The organism is Rhodococcus sp. NPDC003383 (assembly GCF_053589115.1).
The window spans coordinates 90651-104278 of record NZ_JBSFRG010000006.1 but is presented as its reverse complement, the minus strand read 5'-3'; the positions used below and the strand labels follow the sequence as shown (position 1 = coordinate 104278).

Annotated in this window: 15 protein-coding genes; 7 read left to right on the top strand and 8 right to left on the bottom strand. The window is 69.0% G+C overall.

Translation table 11 applies throughout. The features are described 5' to 3' along the window. Position 1 precedes the first annotated feature (1 nt). The gene (locus tag ACWDTS_RS07970; protein WP_450117917.1) at positions 2 to 610 is read left to right on the top strand and encodes a hypothetical protein; all 609 of its coding nucleotides are present in this window, start codon (positions 2 to 4) and stop codon (positions 608 to 610) included. Next, complete coding sequence (locus tag ACWDTS_RS07965; RefSeq protein ID WP_450117916.1) at positions 607 to 993, top strand: hypothetical protein; 387 nt, start codon at positions 607 to 609, stop codon at positions 991 to 993. The genes ACWDTS_RS07970 and ACWDTS_RS07965 overlap by 4 nt, the downstream gene beginning before the upstream one ends. A gap of 3 nt (positions 994 to 996) precedes the next feature. On the opposite strand, the gene amaB is transcribed toward ACWDTS_RS07965, so the two are convergent. Then, positions 997 to 2532, bottom strand: coding sequence for an L-piperidine-6-carboxylate dehydrogenase (amaB, locus tag ACWDTS_RS07960; RefSeq protein ID WP_450117915.1), 1536 nt, complete (start codon positions 2530 to 2532; stop codon positions 997 to 999). A 36-nt stretch (positions 2533 to 2568) separates the two neighbouring features. On the opposite strand from amaB, the gene ACWDTS_RS07955 reads away from it, so the two are divergent. Then, the gene (locus tag ACWDTS_RS07955) at positions 2569 to 3018 is read left to right on the top strand and encodes an Lrp/AsnC family transcriptional regulator (protein ID WP_197253800.1); all 450 of its coding nucleotides are present in this window, start codon (positions 2569 to 2571) and stop codon (positions 3016 to 3018) included. A 69-nt stretch (positions 3019 to 3087) separates the two neighbouring features. Next, a complete protein-coding gene (gene lat, locus ACWDTS_RS07950; RefSeq protein WP_450117914.1) occupies positions 3088 to 4422 on the top strand; it encodes an L-lysine 6-transaminase in 1335 nt (444 codons plus the stop codon). 15 nt (positions 4423 to 4437) lie between these two features. Here the strand turns inward: lat and ACWDTS_RS07945 are convergent, their stop codons facing one another. Further along, a complete protein-coding gene (locus ACWDTS_RS07945; RefSeq protein WP_450108629.1) occupies positions 4438 to 6042 on the bottom strand; it encodes a protein kinase domain-containing protein in 1605 nt (534 codons plus the stop codon). A gap of 101 nt (positions 6043 to 6143) precedes the next feature. Then, positions 6144 to 7976 (bottom strand): ATP-binding protein, encoded by a 1833-nt coding sequence (locus ACWDTS_RS07940; protein ID WP_450117913.1) that lies wholly within the window; start codon positions 7974 to 7976, stop codon positions 6144 to 6146. Positions 7977 to 8548: 572 nt separating this feature from the next. Between ACWDTS_RS07940 and ACWDTS_RS07935 the strand changes: the two genes are divergently transcribed. The 3 genes from ACWDTS_RS07935 (at position 8549) to ACWDTS_RS07925 (ending at position 10206) form a co-directional block, all read left to right on the top strand. Then, on the top strand, positions 8549 to 8791 hold the full coding sequence (locus ACWDTS_RS07935) for a hypothetical protein (protein ID WP_450117912.1): 243 nt from the start codon (positions 8549 to 8551) through the stop codon (positions 8789 to 8791). Positions 8792 to 8930: 139 nt separating this feature from the next. After that, positions 8931 to 9305 carry a pyridoxamine 5'-phosphate oxidase family protein gene (locus ACWDTS_RS07930; RefSeq protein WP_420750741.1) on the top strand — a complete coding sequence of 125 codons (375 nt, stop codon included), beginning with the start codon at positions 8931 to 8933 and terminating at the stop codon, positions 9303 to 9305. 55 nt (positions 9306 to 9360) lie between these two features. Further along, complete coding sequence (locus ACWDTS_RS07925) at positions 9361 to 10206, top strand: tyrosine-protein phosphatase (RefSeq protein ID WP_450108626.1); 846 nt, start codon at positions 9361 to 9363, stop codon at positions 10204 to 10206. 50 nt (positions 10207 to 10256) lie between these two features. Here the strand turns inward: ACWDTS_RS07925 and ACWDTS_RS07920 are convergent, their stop codons facing one another. From ACWDTS_RS07920 to ACWDTS_RS07900, 5 genes are all read right to left on the bottom strand, one after another. Beyond that, positions 10257 to 10547, bottom strand: a complete 291-nt coding sequence (locus tag ACWDTS_RS07920; RefSeq protein ID WP_450108692.1) for a VanZ family protein — start codon at positions 10545 to 10547, stop codon at positions 10257 to 10259. A gap of 66 nt (positions 10548 to 10613) precedes the next feature. Further along, on the bottom strand, positions 10614 to 10871 hold the full coding sequence (locus tag ACWDTS_RS07915; protein WP_197253794.1) for a hypothetical protein: 258 nt from the start codon (positions 10869 to 10871) through the stop codon (positions 10614 to 10616). Continuing rightward, positions 10871 to 11305, bottom strand: coding sequence for a DUF1707 SHOCT-like domain-containing protein (locus ACWDTS_RS07910; protein WP_450108625.1), 435 nt, complete (start codon positions 11303 to 11305; stop codon positions 10871 to 10873). Before ACWDTS_RS07910 ends, ACWDTS_RS07915 begins: the two co-directional genes overlap by 1 nt. Before the next feature lie 43 nt (positions 11306 to 11348). After that, complete coding sequence (locus tag ACWDTS_RS07905; protein ID WP_450108624.1) at positions 11349 to 11981, bottom strand: DUF1707 SHOCT-like domain-containing protein; 633 nt, start codon at positions 11979 to 11981, stop codon at positions 11349 to 11351. Positions 11982 to 12027: 46 nt separating this feature from the next. Further along, on the bottom strand, positions 12028 to 13518 hold the full coding sequence (locus ACWDTS_RS07900) for a DUF222 domain-containing protein (protein ID WP_450117911.1): 1491 nt from the start codon (positions 13516 to 13518) through the stop codon (positions 12028 to 12030). Between the last annotated feature and the right edge of the window lie 110 nt (positions 13519 to 13628).

Here is a 13628-nt window from a genome sequence, read left to right as displayed (position 1 = left end):
GATGACGAAGCCGCCGACACCCGCCGCGTACACCGCGAGCCCGCACCCGCGTCCGGACTCGGACGCTCTGCGCGCACGCATTCCGGGATGGGGGGTCGACCTCGATCCGAAGGACCGGCCGGCGGTGCCGAAGGAGCGTTTCGAGCCGGAAGCCACGGGAGCGCACTGGGACTTCCCGGACCGGCAGGAAGAGAAGTGGCCGCGTGAACGCTCGGTCGAACATGCCCTGCTGACCCCGGTGTTCGGCACCTCCTGCCCGCCGAAGGGGCTGTCGGGAATCGTCCGCAAGTACGCCTACCGCCGGTTCAGCGAAGGACGCGCTGCGCACTGGCTGCTGCTGCTCGGCGCCGACCGGATCGACGCCGTCGAGTCCCACCTGAGGTCGTTCGTATCCACGCGCCCGGACAACCCGTTCACCGAGACCGGCATCCGCAGCGAGTTCACGCACGGAGGGGCCCGCTCGCGCCTCGGACGCCGACGCGTCGACACGGCCCATCAGTGGATGGATCCGATTCTCGTGGGCGGACCCTGGGTTCTCGGCATCGGTGCGGCGGCTGTCGCCGTGCGGGGTGCGCTGATGCGGACCCGCAGCGGTAGCCCGTCATCATGACCACCACCGTTGCCGAAGCCGATCGTCTCGGCGTCGGACTCGCGCGCGTCCACGGATGGTGCAACCTTCTCGGCGGGCTGTGGCCGCTCGTGCACAGACGCAGTTTCGAAGCGATCTTCGGTCCGAAACAGGACCGGTGGCTGATGTACACGGTGGCAGGTCTGCTCGTGGGCAACGGATCGGTGCAACTGCGGTCCGAGGGCACTGTCGAGGGAACACGCGCGGCGCGCCGGGTCGGGGTGGCCACCGCCGCCACCCTGCTCACCGTCGACCTCGTCTACGTTCCCGCCGGGCGGATCCCGAAGACCTACCTTCTGGACGCGGCCATGGAAGGTGCACTGCTCGCCGCCTGGGCGTGGCATGCGCGGACGCGGGGACCGTGACCGTCAGCCGAACTCGACGCCCTGCGCGAGAGGCAGCTCGTCGGAGTAGTTGATCGTGTTGGTGGCACGGCGCATGTACGCCTTCCACGAGTCCGATCCGGATTCGCGGCCGCCGCCGGTCTCCTTCTCGCCGCCGAAAGCGCCGCCGATCTCGGCGCCCGACGTGCCGATGTTGACATTCGCGATGCCGCAATCGGATGCGGCCAGGAAGCGTTCGGCCTCACGGGAATCGGTGGTGAAGATCGACGACGCCAAGCCCTGCGGCACCGCGTTGTGCAGCGCGATCGCCTCGTCGAAATCGTCGTAGGTCAGCACGTACAGGATCGGGGCGAAGGTCTCCTCCCGAACCACTTCCGTCTGCGCGGGCATGCGGACGAGCGCGGGGGAGACGTAGATCGACTCGCCGGGACTCTCGACACGTTCGCCGCCGGTGACGCGCACGCCGCCGTCGAGCTCGGCACGTTCGAGCGCCTTGCACATCGCCTCGTACGCGCGACCGGAGATCAAGGGGCCCACCAGGACTCCGTCGTCGAACGGGTTGCCGATCCGCAGACCCGAATAGGCGGTCGCGATGCGGCGGACCAGTTCGTCGGCCACCGACCGGTGCACGATGAGCCGGCGCAGTGTGGTGCAGCGTTGCCCGGCGGTGCCGGCGGCGGCGAACACGACGGCCCGCACCGTCAGGTTCAGATCGGCCGACGGAGCGACGATCGCGCCGTTGTTCCCGCCGAGTTCGAGCAGCACCCGGCCGAAGCGCGCCGCGACCCGGGGGCCGACGATGCGGCCCATGCGCACCGACCCCGTCGCGCTGACCAGCGCGACGCGGGGGTCGTCGACGAGTGCCTCGCCGACGGTGGCGTCCCCGAGCAGCACGTGGTGCAGTGCATCCGGTGCCCCCACGTCGCTCGCGGCGCGGCGCAGGAGCGCGTCGCAGGCCAGCGCGGTCAGCGGGGTGGTCTCCGACGGCTTCCACACCACCGGATCGCCGCACACCAGGGCGATCGCGGTGTTCCAGGACCACACGGCGACCGGAAAGTTGAACGCGGAGATCACGCCGACGACACCGAGGGGATGCCAGGTCTCCATGAGCCGGTGCCCGGGACGCTCCGACGGCATCGTGCGACCGTAGAGCTGACGCGACAGTCCGACCGCGAAGTCGCAGACGTCGATCATCTCCTGCACCTCGCCGAGTGCCTCGGAGGTGATCTTCCCGGCCTCGAGGGTGACCAGCTCGGCCAGATCGGCCTTGTGCTCGGTGAGCAGCTCCGAGAGCCGCCGCACGAGCCGCCCCCGTTGCGGCGCCGGCACCGCCCGCCAGACGGTGAAGGCTTCGGCGGCGGCGGAGATCGCGACGTCGAGGTCGGCGGCGGTGTGCGGGTGGAGGCGTGCGAGCTCGGTGCCGTCGATCGGGGTGGTCACGACGAGGGAGCCGTCGCGCGCCGGACTCGGTGCCCCGCATCGCTGCAGGGCCTGTGCGGCGCGGGGGGCGAGATCTGCGCTCGGATGCGGTGGGGCCGGATGCCCTGAGGGCGCATTCATGGGTGCGGTCCTTCCGTGCTCGGATAACCTGCGCTCGTGCCGGAATCCTCGAGAGAAAACCTGGACGAGATCGATCGGCTGTTGTTGCGTGAGCTCGTCGCCGACGGCCGGGCCACGCTGTCGGCGCTGGCGGACAAGGCCGGCCTGTCGGTGTCGGCGGTGCAGTCGCGAGTGCGAAGGCTCGAGGCGCGGGAGGTGATCCGCGGGTACACGGCGTCGGTCGATCCCGAGGCGCTCGGGCTGATGCTGTCGGCGTTCGTGGCGATCACCCCTCTCGATCCCTCGCAACCGGACGACGCGCCTGCCCGGCTGCGGCACATCGACGCCATCCAATCCTGTCACTCGGTGGCCGGCGACGAGAGCTACATCCTGCTCGTGCGGGTCGGTTCTCCGCGGGAACTCGAACAGCTACTGCAGCAGATCCGCGCCACCGCGAACGTCGCCACCCGCAGCACCGTCATACTCCAAACATTTTACGATCGTTAGCCCTTGCGCAAGGATATTCTCCGGTTGCAAGCCTGCACCGCAGTAAAGGATTTGGCGTAGCCTCGGGGCATGAGCACTGCATTCCGAAACCCGGGCGGTGCCGAAGAACTGCCGCCGAACCGGGTACACGACACACTGGGCCGCCACATCCTGGCCGACGGGTTCGATCTCGTCCTCGATCTCGACAAGTCCTCGGGGCTGCGCCTGGTCGACCAGCGCGACGGCACCACCTACCTCGACATGTTCGGATTCTTCGCGTCGTCCGCACTCGGCATGAATCATCCCGAGCTCGTCGGCGACCCCGAATTCGTCGACGAACTGGCCGCGGTGGCAGTGAACAAGCCCAGCAACTCCGACATCTACACGGTGCCGATGGCCCGGTTCGTCGAGACCTTCGCCCGGATCCTCGGCGACCCGGCCCTGCCGCACATGTTCTTCGTCGACGGCGGTGCGGTCGCCGTCGAGAATGCGCTCAAGGCGGCGTTCGACCGGGCCAGCAGGCTCAACGAAGCCCACGGCCGCGACCCGAGCCTCGGCAGCAAGGTGCTGCACCTGACCGAGGCGTTCCACGGCCGGACCGGCTACACGATGTCGCTGACCAACACCGATCCCGTCAAGACCGACCGCTATCCCAAGTTCGACTGGCCACGCATCGACGCGCCCTATCTGCGGGACGGACGCGACGTCGCGGAAGCCGAATCCCGGGCGCTCGAGCAGGCCCGGCGTGCCTTCGCCGAGAACCCGCACGACATCGCGTGCTTCATCGCCGAACCGATCCAGGGGGAGGGTGGCGACCACCATTTCCGCCCCGAATTCTTCCGTGCCATGGCGGATCTGTGTCACGAGAACGATGCGCTGGTGATCTTCGACGAGGTGCAGACCGGGGTCGGCATGACCGGCACCATGTGGGCCTACCAGCAGATGGGTGTCGTCCCGGACATCGTGGTGTTCGGTAAGAAGACGCAGGTGTGCGGCATCATGGCCGGTCGCCGACTCGACGACGTCGCCGACAACGTCTTCACCGTGAGTTCCCGCCTGAACTCCACGTGGGGCGGCAACCTCACCGACATGGTGCGGGCCCGTCGCGTCTTCGAAGTGATCGAACGGGACCGGCTCGTCGATCGGGCCCGGCTCACCGGCGCGCACCTGCTGTCGGCACTGCGGCAGCTCGCCGACCGGCATCCCGAGATCACCGAAGTGCGCGGACGCGGGCTGATGTGCGCCGTCGATCTGCCGTCCCCGGCCGAACGCGACGCCGTCCTGTCCCGGCTGTTCACCGACGAACACGTCCTCATGATCGGAACCGGTTCGCGCGGAATCCGTTTCCGCCCGCCGCTGGTCGTCACGACCGCCGAACTCGACGAAGCGGTCGGGGCGCTGGACCGGGTGCTCTCCCGCAGCTGACCACGCTGTCTCCCGTCACGAGGAGTTCGCCTCGAGATGTTCGAGGACCGCGAGCACCCGGCGGTGGGCCTCCGGCTCCGGATGCAGGCCGAGCTTGAGGAAGATCGACCGAATGTGCGCCTCCACGGTCCGTTCCCCGAGGAACAGCGTGGCGCCGATCGCGCGGTTCGAGCGACCCTCGGCCATGAGCGCGAGCACCTCCCGTTCGCGGGTCGACAGGTCGTCGATGGGCCGCCTGCCGGGGTGCGGGCGGGACACCATCCGGCTCACCACACTCGGGTCGATCGCCGACCCGCCGTCGGCGACCCGATGCAGGGTGTCGATGAACTCGTCGATGTCGGCGACCCGGTCCTTGAGCAGATAGCCCAGCCCACCGGCCCCGTTCGTCAACAGATCCATCACGTATTCGGATTCGACGTACTGCGACAACAACAGCACCGACGTCTCGGGGAACTCGGAGCGGATCGTCCGGGCCGCATCGATGCCCTCGACCGTGTGCGTCGGCGGCATCCGGATGTCGACGACCGCGACGTCGGGACGGGCCTGCGCGACGAGCGCGAGCAGATCGGACGCATCGCCGGCCTCACCCACCACCTCGAGGCCCTCGTCGCCGAGCAGGCTGCGGATGCCTTCCCGCAGGAGCACCGAGTCGTCGGCGAGGACCACCCGCAGCGGACACGACCGGCGTTCGCGGGGCCCGGAGCGCCGCAGCTCCGCGCGGTCGGGTTCGCGCCAGATCTGCGTTCGTGCGCCGGCGCTGCCGTCGGTCTCGATCGCCGCCCGCGCCGCGTCGGCGAACGCGCGGCACGACGGGTACCGATCCGCCCGATCCTTCGCGAGTACCCGTGCGACGACCGCGTCCAGTGCGACCGGGACATCCGGACGAGCCTCGCTCGGACGCGGGATCGGGCTCCGGGCGTGACCGTGCCACAGCTGCGGCAATGTCTCACCGGGGTACGGGGGCCGGCCGGTGAGCAGGTGGTAGAACGTGCATCCCAGCGAATACTGGTCCGCCCGATGGTCGAGGACGACCGCGGTGTCGAACTGTTCCGGCGCGGCGTTCTGCAGGCTCGCCGCGAACATTCCCGTGCGCGTCAGCCGCCCCGTCTCGTCGAGCGCCTTCGCGATACCGAAATCGGTGAGCAGCACCCGCTCCGGCTCGTCCTCGGCGATCGGGTCGGCGATGAGAATGTTCGCCGGCTTCACATCGCGATGCAGCACACCCGTCCGATGCGCGAAATCGAGAGCCTTCGCCGTTTCGGAGATGATGTGCACGGCCCGCCCCACCGGGACCGGTCCCGCCGCGATCAGGTCCGCGGCCGTGACACCGGGAACGTACTGCATCGTGATCCACAAACGCCCGTGCTCGCGCCCGCGGTCGTAGATCTGCACGATGTTGGGATGTTCGAGCCGCGTGACATGCGCTGCCTCCCGCTCGAACCGCGACGCGACGTAGTCGTCCGACGTCAGCCCCGGATGCAGCACCTTCAACGCGACCTTGCGTGGCAGATGCGGATGCACAGCGAGATATACGCGGCCCATACCGCCGATGCCGAGCAGGCGCTCGATCGTGTATCCCGCGAAGACCGTGCCCGGACCGAGTTCATCCTGTTCGTCCACTGCCCGCACTCCCTGAGGAGGACCCAGAATCCATTGAACGCCATCCGGTCCGGCAGCGGAACCGGCTGGACCGATCGCGCGTCCGTCGATCGTGCGTCCGGTCAGGTGGCCGGGACGGTGCCGAGCGGCAGGGTCACCGTGATGGTCGTGCCCCGGTCCGGTGGGCTGTCCAACACCAGATCTCCGCCGAGCGCGGCTGCACGATCGGCCAACCCGTCGAGTCCGCTGCCCGCGGTCGGTTTCGCTCCGCCGCAACCGTCGTCACGGACCGTCAGCGTCATCCGCTCGTCGTCCCGGTCCAGTTCGATGTCGACCACCGACGCACCAGAATGCTTCGCCGCATTCGTGACCGCCTCGGCGGTGATCAGATACACGGCCAACTCGATCGCGGGCGGCAGCCGTGTCCCTATCCGATCCTCCATGCGGACGGGGAGCGGCGCCCGCTCGGCCAGCGACTTCAGCGCCACCACCAGGCCACGCTCGGTCAGTACCGGCGGATACACGCCGCGGGCCAGTTCCCGCAGTTCGGCCAGGGCATTGTCGAGCTCGGCGACCCCGTCACCGAGCAACTTGCGCAGATCCATCTCGTCGTCGGCGCGCTGCGCGCGGCGCAACAGCAACGACGCCGCAACCAGGCGCTGTTGCGCGCCGTCGTGCAGGTCGCGTTCGAGACGCTTTCGTTGCATGTCGCCGGCCGCCACGATCCTCTCCCGGGACCGCCGCACCTCCTCGAGCTGTTCGCGCAACGAGTCCCGAAGACGCTCGTGATCCAACGCGACGATCGCGGCACTCCGCACGGCCGCGAGCAACTCCGGTTGCGCTTCCAACGTCGCGTCGTAGACGAGCGCACCGACAGGCCGGCCCTCACGCTCGACGATCGTCGCCGCCCGCGTCCGGGAATGGCGAGGCAGCTCCCGCGGGATTCCGTCCGCGTCGAGATAGCAGCGGTCCTCGGGTGAGTACGTCCACAGCACCAGGCTGGGGTCGCGCACCGCGCGCCGCAGCGCATCCACGAAGCCGACATCGAGTGGCACGTCGCCGATCTCGACCATCGCGTCGCTGATCGCCGCCCGTGCCAGCCGGTAGCGCACCAACCCGATCGCGACGGCCAGCGGGAACAGCGCGGCGCCGGGATAACGCAGATTCAGGATCCAGATGTAGGGGGAGCCGGGCACCCGGATCGCGGTGGACAGAATCGCCACCGTCACGAGCCCGGCGATCGCGTAGGCGATCGCGAGCGGCGCGAACCCCGCTCGATAGGCCGGTGTTCCGCGCCGCCAGCGCACCGTCACAACGGCGACGACGACGGCGACCAGCACCAGTGCACCGGCGCCGACCACCAGTTGGATGGGGTCCGCCAACCGGGGATCGTGCCGGATCAGCAGCAGATTCGTGGATGTCGACGGGACCAGCGTGACGGTCGCTCGGGGATCGACGAACATCCACTCCGTCATCACGCCGACTGTCGCGAGGAACCAGGTCGCGCCGATGAACCATTTCTCCCAGCGATGGTGCAGCCGGCCGGTAGGGAATCCGATCACCGCCTGCAGCAACAGCGGCAGATACAGGTTCGTCGCCACGACCCCGATCGTGAACAGAACCGGATTGCTGGAGCGACGCAGCCCGCCGAGCAGCCACAGCAGGCCCGCCGCCAGGATCAGCGGACCCGTCAGGTCGTGCGGACGGAACTGCCACGCGACGGCACCGGACACCACGAACGCCATGCCGGCACCCAGGAACAGGATCAGCTCGGTGGTGCCGAACACCGGCAGGAACGGGCCCTCCGCGGCAGCGAACGATTCGCGCGGTCCGAGGAGCAATGCACGCGCCGGATCGTGCCGCGCGGCGGGGGACCAGTCCACGGACGCCACCACGGCCGCGGCGAGAAGGGCGGCCAGGGCGATCAGGACCGGGATTGCTCGACCACGCACCATCGCATCTCCTCACCGAACCTTCTCAGTGTCCTCCCGGCCCGATTACGGGCACCACCGTGCAGGCACGGAACCGGAATCCGTGCCGGCACTGGGTGGAAATGCCGGGTCAGCACGGATTCGCCGAGGCGCTCATCAGCGGAGAGTTCTCGTCGTAGCCGGAATCACCGGAACGACCGCGGTAGCGGAAGCGCCGCAAGAGCAAGGGAGAAAGAAATGTTGGAAGCGCTCATCGCAAATGTGATCAGCACCGTGTGGCTCATGATCTTCAGCAGCGACGCAAATATCAAGCACGATGTTCAGGCCCTCGGGCAGTAGGCAGGGAGAACCTGGTGGAACTGTCGGCTGTCAGCATGGACACCGCACGAGCCGGCAAGGCTTCGGCACAGTACGGTCGGACGGATGTCGACGGCGGGCTACCCGAGCTCCCCGGGCGGTGGATTTCCACCGCCCGGGGGCAGCGGCGAGCCCGACTGTCGGGACGCACCAGGCACCCGATCGCCTGGATGCATTCCGCCCTGACCCGCCGACGTGGGCTTCAGGCGCAGATACCGGTCGGTGCGGACGAAATTCTCGTGCGCCTCAGCGAATTGCCGCTGAGCGTGTGGACCTACGGGTTCGACCACAGCTCGGTTCGGCATCTCGGGCCGATGGCGCAGGATTTCGCGGCTGCGTTCGGGCTCGGGCACTCGAATCGGAGGATTGCACTCGTGGACGCCAACGGCGTGTGCATGGCCGCCATCCAAGCGCTCTACCGCAGGGTGGTGATCCTCGAAGAAGCACTCGACGAAGCGCGAGCGTCGGATATCGAACCGTAGCGGGGACGGTCGAGACCGGGGTTGTTTGCGACTTTCCCGCAGAATTCGCAAACAACATCGGTCTCGAGCCGCCCCCAAGCGCACCACATGGGGGCGGCTGCGCTTGACCGGATGTTCGATCCCGCGCACGCTCGGTGCCGTGAGCATCAAAGTCGATCTCGCCGCCCTCGACGCGGCACTCGCGGACTTCGGATACGCCTACCTGCTGACCACCGGCGCCGACTTCAGACCGCACGCGGTCGCGGTGACGGCGGTGTGGAACGGCACCGATCTGACCGTCGGCGAACCCGGCCGGCGCACCACCGCGAACATCGGTGTGCACCCGGTCGTGTCCCTCGTGCACCCACCCGCCGAACCGGGCGGGTACTCACTGATCGTCGACGGTGAAGCCGTCCTCGACGGCGACGCGCTGCGGGTCCGGCCGACGTCGGCCGTGCTGCACCGGCCGGCGACCCCGGAGACCCCGCCGCAGAACCCGGGATGCACCGCCGATTGCCGTCCGCTCACCGGGTAACGGTGTCACCCGGGCTGTGCCGCAGTCCGTCGCCCGGCCGCGTAGTTTGTCGTACATGACAGAAACAGTGGGAGAAGGCGCGGGCGAGGACACGACGTTCGCGATACCGTCGCTCGCCAACCTGCGGGACATCGGCGGGTGTGCGAGCCGGTTCGGCGGCGTGGTCCGCACCGGAGTGGTGTTCCGCTCCACCGATCTGAGCCGACTCACCGACACCGACCGTGAGACGCTCGACGCCCTGCAGATCACCACTGTCTTCGACCTGCGGACCGCCGCCGAGATGGAACGGCGCCCCGACCGTCTGCCCGAGGGTGCCGTCCACGTCGGGCTCGACGTCTTCGCCGATCGCGAGGACGCCTCCATCGCCGCCGCACTGCCCGAACTCGTCGCGAACCCCGAGGTTGTCGCGAAGGAGTTGTCGGACGGTCGCGCCGAGAACTACCTGCTGGGCAGCTACCGGGACTTCGTCTCCATGCCCAGCGCTGCCGCGTCCTATCGACGTTTGGCGACCGGAATCGCGCACGGCGAGGTTCCGGCACTCGTGCACTGCAGTGCGGGGAAGGACCGGACCGGATGGGCGGCCGCGTCGCTGCTGCTGTTCGCCGGCGCCGGCGAGGACGACGTGTTCGCCGACTATCTGCGCACCAACGATCTGCTGCTCCCCACGTTCGAGCCGGTGTTCACGAAGTTCCGCGAACTCGGCGGGGATCCGAACGTGCTGCGCCCACTCCTCGGTGTGCAGCGCAACTATCTCGAGGCGTCGCTCGACGAGGTCACCAACCGCTACGGGACGATCGAGCAGTACTTCGCGGAAGGACTCGGTCTCGACGACGACACCCTCCAGGCATTGCGGACCCGGCTGGTCGACACGGAACGTACGGAGACCGTACGCGGCGAATGACGTAGGCGCAGTGTCTCGTCCGGGTGCAGGGGGTCGTCGAACCCGATCCGTCAGCGCGCGGTTCGGGTGCGACGGCGTACCGCAGTGAACACCGCGAGACCGACGAGCACACCGACCAGGTCGGCGCACCAGTCCCAGACCGACCCCGAGCGACGCACCGCAACCATTTCCTGCAGGATCTCGGTCAGCACGCCGTACGCGGCGAGCCAGCCGATCGTCCAGGCGACGGGGATCCGTGCATACAGCGAGCAGTAGGCGAGGGTCGCGAAGAAGACTGCGTGCGTGACCTTGTCGGCGTGCGGCGGGCCTTCCGGTGCGGTGCCTCCGGGGGACAGGAGCATCGCGGTAACCACGACCGTCGCCAGCACGAGAGGCAGCGTGCGCCGCCACGTGAGTGTGGGCACCGGTCAGGCGTCCCGGACGGTCAGACCGAGTGCGGCCTCGGCGAATCCGCGTACCGCGCGGCGCGCGGCGGTCAGCGCGGCGTCCTCGCCGTCGCGGGCGGTGCCGGTCAACGTCCCGTCCGGCATCAGTGTCACGTCCGCAACCGATTCCGCGGTCGTCGCCTCGCGCACCGACCAGCGGTACCGGGTGTCGGCGTTCCAGGACTCGGTGTCCTCGGCGAGCAGATACCAGTTGCCCGCGTTGATCTCGACCGGTTCCATCAGGCGTCGCCCCTGTCCTTGCGATTCTTTCTGTCGCGCTTGCGGTCACGCGAACGGTCGTTCTGATCGAGCCCCGCATACAGGACGACGCTGACGACGGGGATGAGCAGGAACCACAGCCAGCTGTGAGTAAGGAAGAACAGGACGAGCGCGACGGCAGGTGTCACGCCCGCGACCACGTCGCGCCACCGGTCCGGCAGTCCACGCTTGGCCGGGGCAGTCTCGGCTGCCGGAGCAGGGACGTTCGCCGTTTCCGTCGGCAGATCGGTGAACAGGGCGTCGAGGTCGCTGCGGGTCGTCGCTGCCGAGGCCTTGCCGCTGCGTTCTTCGAACTCGGCGAGGGTGAGTCGTCCGGCTGCGAAATGTTCACCGAGCAACTGCAGCGCACGCTCGCGTTCGGCGGTGCCGATGCGAACCTCGGGTGTGTCGGACATGCCCACAGACTAGTTGCCCGAAGTTGGCGCCGCGTGGCCGGTCTCACGGGCCGAAGCCGGGTCCGCCGGTCATGATCCGATACGCCTTCACCACGACCGCGACGAGCACGACGGCGCAGATCACCATGACGAGCGGGAAGCGGATCGCCACCATCGACACCGCGGCCACCAGCCCGATCGGCAAGAGGGTGAGCACGTCGAGCACAGCGGCGCCCGAAGGGGCTGTGCGGGGACGGGTTTCGCGGTTGTAGGGGGGAGCCGGAGTGGTCTCGTCGAGAAGGCGTGCGGGCAGGAGACGCGCGGACCCGGGTGCCGGGTCTTCGGGACGGGACCGGCCGACGAACATCGCCGTCCCCGCGGCGGCAACTGCTGCGACCGCGGGCAGCCACAGACCGATGCCGAACCGGTCCGCCACGACGAACACCGCGAACAGGGCCAGCGGCAGCAGGCCGAGAACCAGTCCCCGTCCGCGCCGTTGCCGCCGTGCCGGTTCGATGAGGGGCAGATCGGAGAACGGGGCCACCAGCTCGCCGCGTGTCGTCGCCGCTTCGATGCGTCCGGACCGTTCCTCGAACTCGGTGAGGGTGAGCCGTCCGGCAGCGAAGTGTTCTCCGAGCAGACGCTGCGCCTGCTCGCGTTCGGCGGTGCCGATGCGTATCTCGTGCGGCTCGGCCATATATCCACCCTAGTCTCGAGCGTTCACGGAAATCTGCCCCGGAACGCTACGAACTGCGCTCCGTTCGTGGGTGATGATCCTCCGCCGAGTCGGAGCCGTTCCGATCCCGGCAACGCGTCGGTGCTGCCGGGCCGCGCCTGCGACGGGGCGGGGACGCGTTCAGGATCGCGTGGGTGACGAGCTCGTGGGGGTGATGGCGATGGTTGCGCCGGGGTGTGCGGGTGGGATCGAGGAGGTGCGGTGCGGTCCACAGAGGGCGGTGGCCGTGGGGATCGGCGGTGGTGCGCCACCCGGAGTCGGTGACGCGTGCGTGGTCGGCGTCGCATACCAGCGCGAGGTTGTCGATGTCGGTGCCGCCGCCGTGTTGCCATTCGGTCAGGTGGTGAACGGCGCAGTGCGAGGCGGGAGCATCGCAACCGGGCCGGGTGCAGCCGCGTTGCCAGGCGGTGAGCAACAGGCGCTGGTCGGCGGTGGCGAGGCGTCTGGACCGTCCGAAATGCAGGGGAGCGCCGGCGTGGTCGAAAAGTGCAAGGACCGGATGGGCGTGCTCGGCCATGGCGAGGGCATCGGTGACGGGCACGACCCCGCCGGTGGCGGTGGTGGCGAGGCCGGTGGCCCGTTCGAGTTGGCGCAGGGTCATGGTGACGACGACGGTGACCGGCAGACCGCGGTGTCGGCCGAGAGCGCCGGAGGCCAGTGCGTGGGTGCAGAGTGCGTCGAAGGCGTCGTGGAGGCGTTGGTCGGGAGTGCGCCGGTCGCGGCGGGCCGCCCGATCGAGAACGGCGGGGTCGAGGTCGGGCCGGTCGATGCTGCCGGCAGGTGAGTCGGGGTCGTCGGGGTTGTTCATGCCCGGTCGGGCCCAGGTGGCGAGGATGGCGTCGAGTTTGGCTCGGGTGGCCGGATGCAGGTCGCCGTGCAGGCGGGACATCAGATCGGCCGATTGCGGTGCGAGCCTCAGGGAGCGGCGGGCCTTGCGGTCGCGGTCGTCCGGTGGGTTGCCGTCGGGGTCCAGTCGGGCGAGCAGGTCGATGCCGGCGGTGGTGATGTCGTCGGGGGTCGCGGTCCGGGCGAGGGTGCCGAGGATGCGGTCGACGGTCTCGACGACGTCGTTCCCGAACCGCCCCGGAATCTTCTCGGTCACCTTGCGGATGGCATCGACGTGCGCGGCGGACGCGTCACCGTCGGCAACGGCAGCGGCCGTGACCTGCAGGATCGGGGCGAGGGCGGTGCCGCTGGGAGTCGTGCGGGGTGCGAGGAGGCGGGAGTTCTTCACTCGCCGAACCGCGTCGGCGCGGGACAGGTGCAGGAGTTCGACCAGGTATTTCTGGGGCGTGGACAGCTTCACGGCGTTCTCGAGTCCGCGCTGTTCGATCTGGGCGACCAGTCGCGCGTCGAGGCCGTCGAGTCGGCGGCGGAGGCGTTCGACGGTGCGGAGTGTCGAGGCGATGTCCTCGTCGGAGAGGCGGTCGACGTCGAGTGCGCAGAGTTCGTCCACGGTGGGGCGCTCCACCGTATGAACCTCTGCTGTCGAACTCATGTTCGAATAGTACATGTGTTCGAACGGGGGCGCAGCCGATTCGGAAGCCGAAACGGGGCGTGCCCCGGGCGGATCGTCGGATCCGCCCGGGGCACGCCCCGTTGGTCAGA

Coding starts and splice junctions, on each gene's coding strand:
- ACWDTS_RS07925 (WP_450108626.1), top strand. CDS start 9,361: ATGACAGAAACAGTGGGAGAAGGCGCGGGCGAGGACACGACGTTCGCG.
- ACWDTS_RS07940 (WP_450117913.1), bottom strand. CDS start 7,976: ATGGTGCGTGGTCGAGCAATCCCGGTCCTGATCGCCCTGGCCGCCCTT.
- ACWDTS_RS07970 (WP_450117917.1), top strand. CDS start 2: ATGACGAAGCCGCCGACACCCGCCGCGTACACCGCGAGCCCGCACCCG.
- ACWDTS_RS07900 (WP_450117911.1), bottom strand. CDS start 13,518: ATGAGTTCGACAGCAGAGGTTCATACGGTGGAGCGCCCCACCGTGGAC.
- ACWDTS_RS07965 (WP_450117916.1), top strand. CDS start 607: ATGACCACCACCGTTGCCGAAGCCGATCGTCTCGGCGTCGGACTCGCG.
- ACWDTS_RS07905 (WP_450108624.1), bottom strand. CDS start 11,981: ATGGCCGAGCCGCACGAGATACGCATCGGCACCGCCGAACGCGAGCAG.
- amaB (WP_450117915.1), bottom strand. CDS start 2,532: ATGAATGCGCCCTCAGGGCATCCGGCCCCACCGCATCCGAGCGCAGAT.
- ACWDTS_RS07920 (WP_450108692.1), bottom strand. CDS start 10,547: ATGCTCCTGTCCCCCGGAGGCACCGCACCGGAAGGCCCGCCGCACGCC.
- ACWDTS_RS07910 (WP_450108625.1), bottom strand. CDS start 11,305: ATGTCCGACACACCCGAGGTTCGCATCGGCACCGCCGAACGCGAGCGT.
- ACWDTS_RS07915 (WP_197253794.1), bottom strand. CDS start 10,871: ATGGAACCGGTCGAGATCAACGCGGGCAACTGGTATCTGCTCGCCGAG.
- lat (WP_450117914.1), top strand. CDS start 3,088: ATGAGCACTGCATTCCGAAACCCGGGCGGTGCCGAAGAACTGCCGCCG.